The organism is Belnapia moabensis DSM 16746, assembly GCF_000745835.1.
Taxonomy (GTDB): domain Bacteria; phylum Pseudomonadota; class Alphaproteobacteria; order Acetobacterales; family Acetobacteraceae; genus Belnapia; species Belnapia moabensis.
The window spans coordinates 1-14,622 of sequence record NZ_JQKB01000062.1 but is presented as its reverse complement, the minus strand read 5'-3'; the positions used below and the strand labels follow the sequence as shown (position 1 = coordinate 14,622).

The 14,622-nt window shown below is 71.5% G+C and carries 10 protein-coding genes; 8 read left to right on the top strand and 2 right to left on the bottom strand.

Annotated features, from left to right (window positions below; genetic code table 11):
- The 8 genes from EP26_RS23695 (at position 1) to EP26_RS23660 (ending at position 13,116) form a co-directional block, all read left to right on the top strand.
- Positions 1-3,336, top strand: a complete 3,336-nt coding sequence (locus EP26_RS23695) for a transglutaminase family protein (RefSeq protein ID WP_043342308.1) — start codon at positions 1-3, stop codon at positions 3,334-3,336.
- Between the two features lies 1 nt (position 3,337).
- Positions 3,338-5,851, top strand: coding sequence for a circularly permuted type 2 ATP-grasp protein (locus EP26_RS23690; RefSeq protein ID WP_052389584.1), 2,514 nt, complete (start codon positions 3,338-3,340; stop codon positions 5,849-5,851).
- Positions 5,848-6,750 carry a transglutaminase family protein gene (locus EP26_RS23685; protein WP_043342307.1) on the top strand — a complete coding sequence of 301 codons (903 nt, stop codon included), beginning with the start codon at positions 5,848-5,850 and terminating at the stop codon, positions 6,748-6,750. The genes EP26_RS23690 and EP26_RS23685 overlap by 4 nt, the downstream gene beginning before the upstream one ends.
- A 132-nt stretch (positions 6,751-6,882) precedes the next feature.
- A complete protein-coding gene (locus EP26_RS23680) occupies positions 6,883-7,980 on the top strand; it encodes a zinc-binding metallopeptidase family protein (protein WP_043342306.1) in 1,098 nt (365 codons plus the stop codon).
- A 227-nt stretch (positions 7,981-8,207) separates the two neighbouring features.
- A complete protein-coding gene (locus EP26_RS23675) occupies positions 8,208-8,531 on the top strand; it encodes a 6-pyruvoyl trahydropterin synthase family protein (RefSeq protein ID WP_043342305.1) in 324 nt (107 codons plus the stop codon).
- 295 nt (positions 8,532-8,826) lie between these two features.
- Positions 8,827-9,342, top strand: a complete 516-nt coding sequence (locus EP26_RS23670) for a molybdopterin-dependent oxidoreductase (protein ID WP_043342304.1) — start codon at positions 8,827-8,829, stop codon at positions 9,340-9,342.
- Positions 9,343-9,345: 3 nt separating this feature from the next.
- A complete protein-coding gene (locus EP26_RS23665) occupies positions 9,346-11,832 on the top strand; it encodes a putative bifunctional diguanylate cyclase/phosphodiesterase (protein ID WP_052389583.1) in 2,487 nt (828 codons plus the stop codon).
- Between the two features lie 63 nt (positions 11,833-11,895).
- Positions 11,896-13,116 (top strand): cation:proton antiporter domain-containing protein, encoded by a 1,221-nt coding sequence (locus tag EP26_RS23660; protein ID WP_211259527.1) that lies wholly within the window; start codon positions 11,896-11,898, stop codon positions 13,114-13,116.
- Here the strand turns inward: EP26_RS23660 and EP26_RS23655 are convergent.
- Together EP26_RS23655 and EP26_RS23650 are read right to left on the bottom strand one after the other, a co-directional pair.
- Positions 13,091-13,822: an ABC transporter ATP-binding protein gene (locus EP26_RS23655; RefSeq protein WP_043340067.1), complete on the bottom strand. Its 732-nt coding sequence runs from the start codon at positions 13,820-13,822 to the stop codon at positions 13,091-13,093. The two genes, EP26_RS23660 and EP26_RS23655, sit on opposite strands and share 26 nt — an antisense overlap.
- Before the next feature lie 2 nt (positions 13,823-13,824).
- Positions 13,825-14,622 (bottom strand): ABC transporter permease (locus EP26_RS23650; RefSeq protein WP_043340065.1); only part of this gene is annotated, 798 nt, incomplete at its 5' end.

Here is a 14,622-nt window from a genome sequence, read left to right as displayed (position 1 = left end):
ATGCCGCTGCACGTCGCCCTGAACCACCGGACCAGCTACCGCTACGAGCGCGCCATCACGTTGGGTCCGCAGACCATCCGCCTGCGCCCGGCGCCGCATGCCCGCACGCCGGTCGTCAGCTATGCCCTCACCATCGAGCCGAAGCCGCATTTCCTCAACTGGATGCAGGACCCGCAGGGCAACCACTTGGCGCGCGTGGTCTTCCCCGAGCGCGTCACCCATTTCGACGTGACGGTGGACCTCGTCGCCGACATGGCGACGATCAACCCCTTCGACTTCTTCCTCGAGCCCGAGGCCGAGACCTGGCCCTTCCAGTACGACCCAGTGCTGGAGCAGGAGCTCGCCCCCTTCCGCCGGACGGAGCCCGCCGGGCCGCTGCTGCAGGCCTTCCTTGCCGAGATCCCCCGCGGCGAGCAGCCGACCGTCGACATGCTGGTCGGGCTGAACCGCCGCATCCAGGAGCGCACCGCCTATGTCGTGCGCATGGAGCCTGGCGTCTGGACGCCGGAGGAGACGCTCGGCAATGCGCGGGGGTCCTGCCGCGACAGCGCTTGGCTGCTGGTGCAGGTGCTGCGGCACCTGGGCTACGCGGCCCGCTTCGTCTCCGGCTACCTGATCCAACTCGTCGCCGATCAGAAGCCCGTCACCGGCCCCGAGGGTCCGGCCTCCGACTTCACCGACCTCCACGCCTGGGCCGAGGTCTACCTGCCCGGCGCCGGCTGGGTCGGGCTCGACGCCACCTCCGGCCTGATGACGGGGGAGGGGCATATCCCGCTCGCCGCCAGCCCGGAGCCCGCCTCGGCGGCGGCCATCAGCGGCCTCGCCGAGAAGGCGGAGACGACGTTCGATTTCGCCATGTCGGTGACGCGCATCCGCGAGACGCCGCGGGTGACGAAGCCCTATACCGACCGCCAGTGGCAGGACATCCTCGCCCAGGGCGAGCGGGTGGAGCGCGCGCTGAAGGCGGGCCATGTCCGCCTGACCATGGGCGGCGAGCCCACCTTCATCGCCGCCGACGACATGGACGCGCCGGAATGGAACACCGACGCGATGGGCCCCACCAAGCGCCGCTATGCCGGCCGCCTGCTGCGCCGCCTGGCCGAGCTCTGGGCCCCCGGCGCCGCCCTGCAATACTCGATGGGCAAGCAGTACCCCGGCGAGCAACTCCCGCGCTGGGCGCTGCACGCCCATTGGCGCCGCGACGGCGAGCCGGTCTGGAAGGACCCAGCGCTGCTCGCCTCCGACGACGACACCGACACCGCGACGGCGGCGGACGCCGCCCGCTTCGCCGGCATGCTCGCCGAGCGCCTCCAGGTCGATCCCTCGCTGGTCAACCCGGCGTATGAGGACATCCACTACTACCTGTGGAAGGAGAAGCGCCTCCCCGCCAATGTCGTCGCCGAGGACGCGAAGCTGCGCGACCCGTTGGAGCGCGCCCGCCTCGCCCGCGTCTTCGGCCAGGGCCTCGCCGCCCCGGTCGGCAGCGTCCTGCCCCTGCGCAGGGTGATGCAGGACGGCCAGCGCCGCTGGCAGTCCGGCCGCTGGTTCTTCCGCGACGGCACCCTCTTCCTCATCCCCGGGGACAGCCCGATCGGCTTCCGCCTGCCGCTGGAGAGCCTGCCCTGGGTCGATCCGGCGACCATCGAGGGCGAATTCGAGGCCGACCCGATGGCGCCGAAGGAGCGCCTGCCGCCGCATGACGATTTCGCGCGGCGTGCGCCGCGGGGGGCCTTCGAACGCCCGCGTGGCAGCAACACCATGGGCGCCGGCGCCGAGGACTTCCGCCCGGTGCCGCAGGAGCTGCCGGTGGCCGGCCGGGGCGAACCCGGCCTGGTCCGCACCGCCCTCGCCGTCGAGGCGCGTGACGGCAGGATTCACGTCTTTTACCCGCCGCTGATGGCCGCCGAGGATTGGCTCGACCTCACCGCCGCCGTCGAGGCGACCGCCGCCGAGACCGGCCGCAAGGTGGTGCTGGAGGGCTATCTCCCGCCCCGCGACGAGCGCATCCAGAGCTTCTCCGTCACCCCGGACCCGGGCGTGATCGAGGTCAACATCCACCCGAGCGCCTCCTGGGCCGAGCATGTCGAGCGCACCGAGGTGCTCTACGAGGAGGCCCGCCAGCTCGGCCTGTCGGCCGAGAAATTCATGCTCGACGGCCGCCATGTCGGCACTGGGGGCGGCAACCATGTGGTGATGGGCGCCGCCTCGCCCGCCGACAGCCCCTTTCTCCGCCGGCCCGACCTGCTGAAGAGCCTGCTCGGCTTCTGGCACAACCATCCGAGCCTCTCCTACCTGTTCAGCGGCCTCTTCATCGGCCCGACCAGCCAGCACCCGCGCGTCGACGAGGCCCGGCAGGACGCCATCGCCGAGCTGGAGGTCGCCTTCAGCAAGATCGAGCCAGGGAAGGAAACGCCGCCCTGGCTGGTCGACCGCCTGTTCCGCAACCTGCTGGCCGACATGACCGGCAACACCCACCGCACCGAATTCTGCATCGACAAGCTCTTCGCGCCCGAGACCAGCTCCGGCCGGCTCGGCCTCGTCGAGTACCGCGCGCTCGAGATGCCGCCCCATGCCCGCATGTCGGCGGCGCAGACGCTGCTGATGCGGAGCGCCATCGCCGCCTTCTGGCAGCACCCCTATGAGCGCCGCCTCATCCGCTGGGGCACGCGGCTGCATGACGGGTTCATGCTGCCACACTACGTCGAGCAGGATTTTGGCGATGCGCTCGACGAGCTGCGCGGCCTTGGCTTCCCGCTCGATGCGGCCTGGTTCGCCCCCCACCTCGAATTCCGCTTCCCCCGGATCGGCGAGGTCACGCTGCGCGGCACCACCATCGAGCTGCGCCATGCCCTCGAGCCCTGGCATGTGCTGGGCGAGGAGCCGGCCGCCGGCGGCACCGCCCGCTATGTCGACAGCAGCACGGAGCGGCTGCAGGCCCGCGTGGCGGGCTGGGTCGCGGAACGCTATACCCTCGCCTGCAACGGATACGAGGTTCCGCTGGTGCCGACCGAGACCCAGGGCGAATACGTCGGCGGCATCCGCTTCAAGGCCTGGGACCCGCCCTCCGCCCTGCACCCGACCGTCCGCGCCCAGGGCCCGCTGGTCTTCGATCTCTATGACCGCTGGACCGGCCGCAGCCTCGGCGGCCTCTCCCACCATGTCGTGCATCCGGGCGGCCGCAGCTACGACACCCTGCCGGTGAACGCCAACGAGGCGGAGGCCCGCCGCCGCACCCGCTTCCAGCCCTTCGGCCACACGCCTGGGCCGATGGCGCCGCCCGTCGCCGTCCCGGCCAAGGAGGCCCCGCGCAGCCTCGACCTGCGGCGGGTCGGGTAGGGTGGAGGCCGGCGCCCTGATCGACGAGATGGTGGACGGCGCCGGCGGCTTCCGCCCGCATTGGCGCCCGCTGCTCGGCGCGCTGGCCGATCTGGGGCGGGAGGTGCTGGCCGAGCGCGCCCTGCTCATCGACCGCTTCCTCGCCGATGAGGGGGTGACGAGCCTGCTTGCCCCGCAGGAGGGCAGCCCCGCCGCCGCCTGGCGCTGCGACCCGGTGCCGCTGATCCTGCCGCCTGCCGAGTTCGACGCGCTGGAGGCCGGCCTCGCCCAGCGCGCCACGCTGCTGGAGGCCGTGCTCCAAGACGTCTACGGTCCGCAGCGCCTGCTGGCCGAGGGCGCCCTGCCCCCCGCCCTGGTCCACGCCAACCCCGCCTTCCTCCGCCCCTGCCGCGCGCCGGAAGGCGGCCGCGACGGTCCCCTCCTGCATCTCTACGCCGCCGACCTGGTCCGCGCCCCGGATGGCGGCTGGCGCGTCGTCGCCGACCGCACCGCGAGCCCGACGGGCCTCGCCCATGTGCTGGAGAACCGCCGCGCCCTCACCCGCCACATGCCGGAATTCCTCCGCTCGCGGGAGCTGCGCCAGGCCGGCCCCTTCTTCGACATCTGGCAGGAGGCGCTGCGCAGCCTCGCCCCGGGCGGCAACCCGGGGATCGCGCTGCTGGCCACCGGCCATGCCAGCCCGCTCTGGTTCGAGCAGGTGATCCTCTCCCGCGAGCTGTCCTGCGCCCTGGTCGAGGGCGGCGACCTCACCGTGCGCGACGGCGTGCTCTACCTGAAGACGCTGCGCGGCCTGCAACGCGTCGATGTTCTGCTGCGCCGCCAGGACGGCCGCACCATCGACCCGCTGGAGCTGGAATCCAGCATGGCGCACGGCATCGCCGGCCTGCTGGACGCGGCGCGCGGCGGCGCGGTGAAGATCGTCAACGACCCGGGCACCGGCTGCGTCGAGGCGCCCGGCCTCGCCGCCTTCCTCCCCCGCCTCGCGCCACGGCTGATCGGCGAGGAGCTGCGCCTCGCCGGCGCCCGCACCCTCTGGCTCGGCGAGGCCGCGTCCCGCGCCGAGGCGGAGCGGAGCCTCGATTCCTGGCTGGTCCGCAGCGCCGTCGATGGCACCGTCCGCTCCATCCGCCCCGCCGCGCTCGACGCCGGGGCTCGCGCCGCGCTGCTCGCCCGCCTCGCCGCCGCGCCGCAGGAGCATGCCCTGTCGGAAGTGCTGGCCCCCTCCGTCACGCCCTGCGTCGGGCCGCAGGGGCTGACGCCGCGCCCGGTGATGCTGCGCCTCTTCCTCGTCTTCGACGGCCGCGGCTGGCGCGCCTTGCAGGGCGGCCTCGCCCGGGTGCTGGACGAGGCGCGGCCGGGTCCGGCCATCGCCAAGGATGTCTGGATTCCGGCCGAGGAGGGCACCGCCATCCAGGGCCCGCACGGGGGCGCCTTCGTGCCGCTCGCCATCCGGCGGACCTCGGGCGACCTGCCGAGCCGGGTCGCCGACAACTTCTTCTGGCTCGGCCGCTACCTGGAGCGGCTGGAAAGCGCCGCCCGCCTGCTGCGCGCCGGGGCCAGCCGCCTCGGCCGCGCCACGCCGACGCCGCGCGAGCTGGCCGAATTGCGCAGCCTCTCCGCCTGCCTGGTCCGCGCCGAGCTGCTCGATGCCGAGACGGCGCAGGGCGGCGCCCATGGCCTCGGCACCCGTGCGCTGACCCGCGCCCTGCTGCACGCCACGCGCGAGGGCGGCGCGGTGCCCGCCCTGCTCGCCCGCGTCTCCTACCTCGCTCAGCTGCTGCGCGACCGGCTGACCGGCGAGATGCAGCAGGCACTGCATCGCGGCCTCCGGCAACTCTCCGCCCAGCTCGGCCACGGGGCAGGGGTCGAGGAAGCGCTCGACCTCGACCGCCTCATCGAGGCGAGCGACGCCATCCTCGCCTTCGCCGCGACGGTCGCCGGCCTCGCCGCCGAGAACATGGTGCGCGGCGGCGGCCGGCTCTTCCTCGATCTCGGCCGCCGCGTGGAGCGCGCCCAGGCGATCGCCGCCGAGATCGCCCGCGCCCTCGACCAGCCCGGCGCCGCCGCCCAGCCGGCGCGGCTGGAGCCCGGCCTGCGCCTCGCCCTCGAGCTCCGCGACTCCGTCATCACCTATCGCAGCCGCTACCTGACGGCGTTGCAGGCCGGGCCGGTGCTCGACCTCGTGCTCGCGGATGAGGGTAATCCGCGCGGTCTGGCCTTCCAGCTCGCCGCCGCGCGCGACATGCTGGTGGACCTCGATGGCAACGCCTCATCGCCCCTCGGCCTCGCCGCCGGGCAATTGCTGGAGGAGGCGCGGTCCATGGTGCGGGATGTCGTGGCGGCCCCGGCGCAGGCGGAGGCGGCGTTGCGCCTGCCGCCCCGGCTCCGCGCGATGGAGGGCGCGGTCGCCGCCCTCTCCAACCGCATCGCCCGGCGGTACTTCACCCTGCTGCCGGCGGCGCACAGCCTCGGCCCCACCGCCCCGGGCCTCGGCCGGCTGCGCGGCGCCGCGTGATCTACCGGGTCCGCCACAGCACGCGCTACGCCTATGGCAACACGGTCGACCTCGCCGCGCATCTGCTGCACCTGCGGCCCCGCGCGTTGCCCGGCCAGCGGGTGATCTCGGCGGAGATCACGACGACGCCCGCCGCCTCGCGCCGGCGGGACGCGCTCGACCATTTCGGCAACCATGTCACCTGGCTCTTCCTCGACCAGCCGCATGCCAGCTTCGAGGTGGTGGGGGAGGCGGTGGTCGAGGTCGGCTTCCCCGCCCCGCCGCCCGCCGCAGCGACCCCGCCCTGGGAAGCCGTCGCCGATCTCGCCCGCGCCGGCGGCCGCGCCGCCTGGCAGGCGGCCGAGTTCACCTTCGACAGCCCCATGGTCCCGGTCGAGCCCGCCGCCGGCGCCTATGCCGCGCCGAGCTTCTCCGCCCGCCGGCCGGTGCTGGAGGGGCTGCTCGACCTCAACGCCCGCATCCGGCGCGAATTCGCCTACCGCCCCGGCACCACCAGCCTGGCAACGCCGGTGGCCGAGGTGCTGGAGCGGCGCCAGGGCGTCTGCCAGGACTTCTCGCATGTGATGATCAGCGCGCTCCGGGCCCTCGGCCTGCCGGCACGCTACGTCTCCGGCTACATCCGCACCCTGCCGCCCGCCGGCACGCCGCCGGGCACGCCGCGCCGCCGCGGCATCGACCAGTCGCACGCCTGGGTCGGCTGCTGGCTCGGTCCCGAGCATGGCTGGGTCGATCTCGACCCGACCAACGGCGTGGTGGTGCAGGAGGAGCACCTGGTCGTCGGCTGGGGCCGCGACTACACCGATGTCAGCCCGGTCAGCGGCGTGGTGCTCGGCGGCGGCGACCACAGCCTCGCCATCGCGGTCGACCTGGACCCGGTCGCGCTCGAAGCAGCGGGATAGCACCGGAACCATTCGGATCATGGCGCGTCTCGCCCGCGCCTTCGAGCAATTCCCCGGCTCAGCCGGAACCGCCTGAGCCGGGGAGTCGCTTGCCCTGATGCAAGGCCGCCCGACGCCCCCGACGAGGTCCCGATGAAGCTCTTCCACTGCCAGGCCTGCGCCCAGGTCCTCTATTTCGAGAATATCCGCTGCGAGCGCTCGGGCCATGCGCTCGGCTACCTGGCCGACGAGGCCGAGCTCTCCGCCCTCGAGCCGCTCGACCCGGCCGAGGACGGCACCTCGCTCTGGCGCCCGCTCGCCGCACCAAACCAGCCCGCGCGGCTCTGCGCCAACGCGCAATATGAGGCCTGCAACTGGCTGGTGCCCGCCGATTCGACGGAAATCTTCTGCACCACCTGCCGGCACAACCGCACCGTCCCGGACCTCACCGACACGGCCAACCTCTTCGCCTGGCAGCGCTGGCAGAGCGCCCTGCACCGGCTGTTCTATACCCTGCAGCGGCTCGGCCTGCCGCTCGCCAACCGCACCGACGACCCGAATCACGGCCTCGCCTTCGACGTGCTGGCCGACCCGCCGGAAGGCGGCGGGCCGAAGGTGATGACAGGGCATGACGAGGGCATCATCACCCTTGCCCTCTCGGAGGCGGACGATGCCGAGCGCGAGCGCCGCCGCACCGCCATGGGCGAGCCCTACCGCACCCTGCTCGGCCATGTGCGGCACGAGACCGGGCATCATTACTGGGATCTGCTGGTGCGCGATGCCGGCCGGCTGGAGGAATGCCGCGCCGTCTTCGGCGACGACAGCCAGGATTACGGCGAGGCGCTGAAGGCCCACTACGCCAACGGCGCCCCGGCCGACTGGCAGGACGCTTATGTCAGCACCTATGCCACCGCCCATCCCTGGGAGGATTTCGCCGAGACCTGGGCGCATTACCTGCACATCGTCGACACCTTGGAAATGGCCTCCGCCTTCGGCCTCCGCCTCCGCCCGCAACTGCCCCAGGCCGAGGCCGAGGCCGCCGCCGTGCTGGCGGCGAAGATCGACTTCGACCCTTACGGCCCCATCTCCATCGAGGACATGATCGAGGCGTGGCTGCCGCTCACCTATGCGGCGAACAGCCTCAACCGGTGCATGGGCGCACCCGATCTTTATCCCTTCGTGCTATCCGCCCCAGCCATCGCCAAGCTTGGCTACATCCACAGGCTGGTGCGCGGGGATAATGCCGCTTGAACAGGCATCCCTGAGATGTCACGGTTGCGGAATGGGAAAGCAATGCCGCTTCTTGGCGGAAGCGGATACCATAGGTTGTGCCGCAAGCGTCCGAACGGCAGCCATTACGACCCGAGAGAGCGATGACAAAGATTGATACAGTATTAAGCGGCGGTTACGCGCCGGCTTCTGAGCCGGGCCTTACCGAGCCCCAGGCCGGACTCAGCCGGGCCAGGGATGCCGCCCCCATGATGACGATCTGGGCGGAATGCACCGTCTCCGCCGCCCATCGCTTCGCCCAGTACGAGATGCATGGCCATACCTATTTCATCCGGGTCTCCGTCCGCGAGGGACAGGATGGCTTCCTCAACGCCGAGAGCTTCCGTGACGAGCTGATGCGGATCCGCGCCGGTGTCGACCACCGCTGCCTCAACGACGTGCTCGAAACCCCTACCATGGAGGAACTGGCGCGTTGGTTCGCCCGCGAGGTCGGGAAAGAGGGCTTTGACGTCACCGAAGTGCAGGTCATCCGTCCTGAAGGCCTCGGCTGCCGCCTGACCCTCGCCGGGTAATAGGCCGTTCGATTCTCTGCCACGGTAGCCGCACCTGACGCGGCTTCCGCCTGTGGTTTGGCAGAACAAGTGCATTGGCGGAACAAATTGATGCTTTTCGGCCGTCCGGGCTTCGGGCGAAGCCATACGCCCTGCCGGTTCGAGCCGATAATTCGTCGCCTAACCCCGTTTCGTGCCGGTTCCGTCAAATAGGCCGCTGCCAATGCACACCTTCTCGTTTATATGGGATGCGGCTTGTGCCCGGCGCCCGGATCGCGCCGGCGTCCGGGCCTGTCCGTGCGGATGAGGGGTGAGGATGCAGCTGATCGAGCGGCGCCGACTGATATTGGGGGGCAGCCTCCTGCCGCTATCCCTCGCCAGGGCCGAAGCGCCGGCCCTGCCGGCTCCGGCTGGCCGCGTCATCCTCACCGTCTCCGGCAGGATCGCCGTGACCAACGAAGCCGATACGGCCCGCTTCGACCGCGCCATGCTGGAGGGGCTCGGCCTCGCCTCCTTCACCACCGTTACCCCCTGGTATGATGGCCCGGTGGCCTTCGAGGGCGTGCCGATGGCGAAGCTGCTGCAACGCCTCGGCGCCCAGGGCGAGACGGTGCGGGCCATCGCCCTCAACGACTACTCCACCGAGATCCCGATCGCCGACTTCGCCCAGCACGGCGTGCTGCTGGCGCTGAAGCGCGACGGGAACTACCTGACGGTGCGGGACAAGGGGCCGCTCTTCATCGTTTACCCCTACGATTCCGACCCTGCGCTGAAATCGCCCCGCTACTACGGCCGCTCCGCGTGGCAGGTGGCGCGGCTGGTCGTGCTTTAGCCGATGCCGGAGCCGGAGGCTCGCCACCGGCCGCAGCCGCCCGCCGGACTGCCGCGCCTCCAGCGTTTCGGCTTTGTCGCCATCATCGGCGTCCTGGTCCTTGTCGCGGCCTATGTCTCCGTCCTCATCAACCAGCGCCAGCAGTCGCTGACCGCGGCCGCGCGCTACAACGTCACCTGGCTGGTCAGCCAGGGCGTGATCGAGGTGGCGCGGCTGCAGGCGGCCATCGCCACCTATCGCGCCCAGCCGGGGGAGGAAAACCAGGAGGCCGTCCAGCTCTGGCTCGACATCGTCGTCAGCCGCACCCAGCTCCTCGGCGGCGGCGAGGTGGCGCATTTCATCCGCGAGGATCCGGAGCGGGTGGCGGCCGTCGCCCAGCTCCAGCGCACCGTCGCCGCAGCCCAGCCGCTGGCCGACCGGCTCGACGAGCCAGGCGTCGCCGACCGCATGCTGGCCTCCTTCGCCGAGCTCAGCCCCCGCCTCACCCGGCTGGTCTCCGCCGCCTATACCCATGGCAACGATCTCGTCTCGGGCGACATCCATCAGCTCGGCGAGCTGTACTGGACCTTCATCGCCGTCCTGGTCGCCCTGCTGCTCTGCTGTGGCGGGCTGATCGCCACGCTGGCGGTACACAACCGGCTGATTCGTAACGCCCATGCCGAGGTCCAGGCGCTGGTCCAGGACCTGACGCGCACCGGCCACCAGCTCGCCATCGCCAAGGAGCAGGCGCAGGAGGCGATGGCCGAGGTGCAGCAGCAGTACCGCGCGCTGCGCCTGCGCGATGCCGAGCTGAACCTGCAGAACAACCGCTTCGACGCGGCGCTGAACAACATGTCCCAGGCGCTCTGCATGGCCGGCCCGGACAGCCGGCTGATCGTCTGCAACCGCCGTTTTCTCGAACTCTTCGGCTTGGCCGAGGCGGATGCCGTGGCGGGGACCAAGATGGCCGTACTGATGCGGTCGGTGCAGGGTGCGGGGCGGATCGACCCGGCGCTGATCGCCGCGCTCAGCGAGGCCCAGGCCGCGATGATCTCCGAAGGCCAGGCCGGCACCTTCTGGCGCGAGGGGCTCGATGGCCGCGCCATCGCCGTCTCCCACCGGCCCATGGCCGATGGCGGCTGGCTCGCCACCTATGAGGAGATCACCGAGCGTCGCCGCGTCGAGGCGCGCATCAGCTACATGGCGCATCACGACGAGCTGACCGACCTGCCCAACCGGGCGCTCTTCCGCGAACAGATGGAGGCGGCGCTGGCGGCCGGGCCGGAGCGCGGGCTCGCCCTCCTCTTCCTCGACCTCGACCACTTCAAGAACGTCAACGACACGCTCGGCCACCCGCTCGGCGACGCGCTGCTGCGCGACGTGGCGCGACGGCTGCGCAGCTGCGTCCGCACAGGCGACCTTGTGGCGCGGCTCGGCGGCGACGAATTCGCCATCCTCCAGGCGCCCGGCCGTTCCGCCGATGAGGCCGCCGACCTCGCCCAGCGCGTGGTCGACGTGATCTGCGCACCCTACGAGCTGCTCGGCTACCGCGCCCAGGTCGGCGCCAGCATCGGCATCGCGCTGGCCGAGCATGTCTCGGGCGATGCCGCCACCGCCGCCGACCAGATGCTGCAGCATGCCGACCTCGCCCTCTACCGTGCCAAGGCCGCCGGCCGCCGCACCTGGCGCTTCTTCGAGGCCGGCATGGCGGCCGAGCTGGCGGCCCGCCTCTCGATGGAGGCGGACCTGCGCGAAGCCCTGCCGCGCAACCAGCTCGAGGTGATGTACCAGCCGATCTTCGGCCTTCAGGCCAACCGCCTCTCCGGCTTCGAAGCGCTGCTACGCTGGCGCCACCCGACCCGTGGCATGGTCTCGCCGGCCGTGTTCATCCCCATCATGGAGGAGACCGGGCTGATCGAGGCGGTCGGCCGCTGGGTGCTGGAGCAGGCGACGCGCGAGGCCGCCACCTGGCCTGCGCCGCTGAAGGTCGCCGTCAACCTCTCGCCGCTGCAATTCCGCGCCGCCGACATCGCCACCAGCATGCTGCATGTGCTCGGCCAGTCCGGCCTCGCCCCGCAGCGGCTGGAGCTGGAAATCACCGAATCGGCCCTGCTGCAATCCGATGGCGGCGTCGCCGAGGTGCTGCAGGCCTTCCGCGGCACCGGCATCCGCACCTCGCTCGACGATTTCGGCACACGCTATTCCTCGCTGAGCTACCTGCTCAGCTTCCCTTTCGACAAGATCAAGATCGACCAGTCTTTCGTGCGGGAGATGGCGACGCGGCCGGAATGCGTCGCCATCGTCACCTCCGTCGCGCATCTGGCGAACCAGCTCGGCATGGCGACGACGGCCGAGGGGGTGGAGACGGCCGAACAGCTCCGCCGCGTGCGCGAGGCCGGTTGCACCGAGGCGCAGGGCTATCTGTTCGGCCCGCCCGAATCGGCTGCGGATCTCCGCCGCTGGTTCGACGAGCCGAGCCGCTCGGAGCGCATCCTGCAGGCGGCCTTGTAATCACCGTCCCCTGGTTGGCCTCGGCGCCTGCGGCGGGCAGATAGGGTAGGCATGCCGCATCATATGCCCCTGATCACGACGCTGGCTGCGGCCCTCGCGGCTGCCCTGCTGCTCGGGGTGCTGGCGCGCAAGCTTCGCCTGCCGCCGCTGGCCGGCTACCTCCTCGCCGGCATCCTGATCGGGCCGCACACGCCGGGCTTCGTCGGCGACCTGGCGCTGGCCGGGGAGCTCTCCGAGATCGGCATCATCCTGCTGATGTTCGGCGTCGGCCTGCACTTCTCCCCGAAGGAACTGGCCGAGGCACGCGGCGTCGCCGTGCCGGGGGCGTTGGTGGGAATGAGCGTCGCCACGCTGCTTGGCTGGGGGCTGGCGCGGCTCTGGGGCTGGACGGACGGGCAGGGGCTGGTCTTCGGCATCTGCCTCTCCGTCGCCAGCACGGTGGTGCTACTGCGCGCCTTGCAGGAACGCGGCAGCATCGGGAGCCGGGCCGGTCAGGTCTCGGTCGGCTGGCTGGTGGTCGAGGATCTGGCGATGGTCATCGCCCTGGTGCTGGTGCCGGTCGGCGCCGCGCTGCTCGACGGCCGCGTGCCGGCGGGCATGCTGACCGGCATGGGCGTCGGGCCGCAGGCGATCCTGCTCTCCCTGCTCATCACCCTCGGCAAGGTCGCGGTCTTCGTCGCGCTGATGCTGGTGGTCGGCAGCCGGGTAATGCCCTGGGTGCTCTCGCTGGTGGGCGGGCTGCGCTCGCGCGAGCTGTTCTCGCTCGCCGCCCTGGTCGCGGCGCTCGGCGTCGCCTACATCGCCTATGTCGCCTTCGGCGTCTCCTTCGCGCTCGGCGCCTTCCTCTCGGGCCTGGTGCTCGGCCAGTCGCCGCTCAGCCAGAAGGCGGCGGAGCAGACACTCCCGCTGCGCGATGCCTTCGCCGTGCTGTTCTTCGTCTCGGTCGGGATGCTGTTCGACCCGCGCATCCTGGTGGAGCAGCCCTTCGCCGTCATCGCCGCGACGCTGGTGGTGATGCTGGGCAAGTCCGTCGCAGCTTGGGTCATCGCCCGGCTGCGCGGGATGAGCGAGGCGGAGGCGCTGACGATCGCCGCCTCGCTCGCCCAGATCGGCGAGTTCAGTTTCATCCTCGCCAGCCTCGGCGTGGCGGAGCGGGTGATGCCGGCGATCGGGCGGGACCTGGTGCTGGCGGTCGCGCTGCTGACCATCGCGCTGAACCCGGCCGTCTTCTGGCTGGCGGACCGGGCGGCCGCACGCCTCACACCTCGCCCAGCACCTCTGTGACGGCGCCATCCTGTGCGATGCGTCCGGCGTCGAGCCGGATGACGCGGGTGCACCACTCGCGGACGATGGCCATGTCGTGGGTGGCGAGCACCAGGATCTCCGCCTTGCTGACCAGCGCCTCGAGCTTGGCCCTTGCCCGCTGCATGAAGTCCGCGTCGCCCGCGAGGAACCACTCGTCCATCAGCAGCACCTCGGGGTCCATCACGGTGGCCATGGCGAAGGACAGCCGGACCGACATTCCCGCCGAGTAGGTCCTGACCGGCACGTCGAGGAACTCGGCGAGGCCCGAGAAGGCCCCCACCTCCTCGGCGAGGCTGGCGCTCTCCGCCTCGCCGAGGCCGCGGAACAGCCCGCGGAGGACGATGTTCTCCCGCCCCGTCGCATGCGGGTCCATCCCCGCCGCCGGGTCGATCAGCGCGCCCACCGAGCCCGCCACCTCCAGCCTGCCGCCGACCGGCTCATAGACCCCGGCCAGCGTCCTGAGCAGCGTCGTCTTCCCCGCCCCGTTGTGCCCGACGAGTGCCACCCGCTCGCCGGGGGCGATGCGGAAGCTCAGCTCGCGCAGCGCCGAGACCACGATGCGGCTGGCCTCGTCCTGGCGCAGCCGCAAGGGCGAGTTGGCGAGGATGCGCTTCTTCAGCGAGCGCGCGCCCAGATGGTAGAGCGGGAACTCGATGGTCACCGCCTCGGCATGAATGTGCGGCATGATCAAACCCAGAAGGCGATACGGCCGCGGAAGCGGATGAAGAAGCCGAGCGCGAGGCCGGCCGTGGCGGCGGTGAAGAGGCAGGCCGAGACCCAGACCGCCGCCGAGGCGCCGCCCTCGACCAGCGGCCCGCGCACCGTCTCCATCACCACGTAGAAGGGGTTGAGCACCAGCCACTCCGCCTTGCCCGGCCCCAGCAGCTCGGGCTTCCACAGCACCGGCGAGAGGAAGAAGGCAAGCTGCATGACGCTGCCGACGATGGGGGGGATGTCGCGGAAGCGGGCACAGAGCATGCCGAGGAACAGCGCCAGCGCGCAGGCATTGATGCCGATCAGCGCCAGCCCGGGCAGCGCCCAGAGCGCCTCCCAGCCCGGCCAGACGCCGGTGACGGCGAAGACGGCGAGGATGATGGGCAGGCTGTGGGCGGCGATGACGGCGTTGCGCCAGACGCAGCGCAGCACATGCACCGTGTAGGGCAGGGGGAGCTGGCGGATGATGCCCTCGGCGCTGGTCAGGCTGGTGCAGGCATCGCCGACGACGGCGTTGATGGTGTTCCAGGTGATCAGGCTGACGGCGATGAAGGGCAGGTAGTCGGCCAGGCTCATCTTGAACAGCGAGGAGTAGAGCAGCCCGAGCCCGACGATCATCACCGCGTTCGACAGCGTCAGCCAGAACGGCCCGAGCACCGAGCCGCGGTAGCGGTTGCGGATGTCGAGCGCCGCCAGCGCGAAGCTCAGCCGCCACCGCCGAACCCCCGTGGCAATGTCCCCCAGCGCCGCCGCACGGCGACGAGGGACGCG

Bases quoted from the DNA above. Each gene is read 5' to 3' on its own strand.
- EP26_RS23660 (WP_211259527.1), top strand. From the start codon at position 11,896: ATGCCCCTGATCACGACGCTGGCTGCGGCCCTCGCGGCTGCCCTGCTG.
- EP26_RS23665 (WP_052389583.1), top strand. From the start codon at position 9,346: ATGCCGGAGCCGGAGGCTCGCCACCGGCCGCAGCCGCCCGCCGGACTG.
- EP26_RS23680 (WP_043342306.1), top strand. From the start codon at position 6,883: ATGAAGCTCTTCCACTGCCAGGCCTGCGCCCAGGTCCTCTATTTCGAG.
- EP26_RS23675 (WP_043342305.1), top strand. From the start codon at position 8,208: ATGATGACGATCTGGGCGGAATGCACCGTCTCCGCCGCCCATCGCTTC.
- EP26_RS23670 (WP_043342304.1), top strand. From the start codon at position 8,827: ATGCAGCTGATCGAGCGGCGCCGACTGATATTGGGGGGCAGCCTCCTG.
- EP26_RS23655 (WP_043340067.1), bottom strand. From the start codon at position 13,822: ATGCCGCACATTCATGCCGAGGCGGTGACCATCGAGTTCCCGCTCTAC.
- EP26_RS23695 (WP_043342308.1), top strand. From the start codon at position 1: ATGCCGCTGCACGTCGCCCTGAACCACCGGACCAGCTACCGCTACGAG.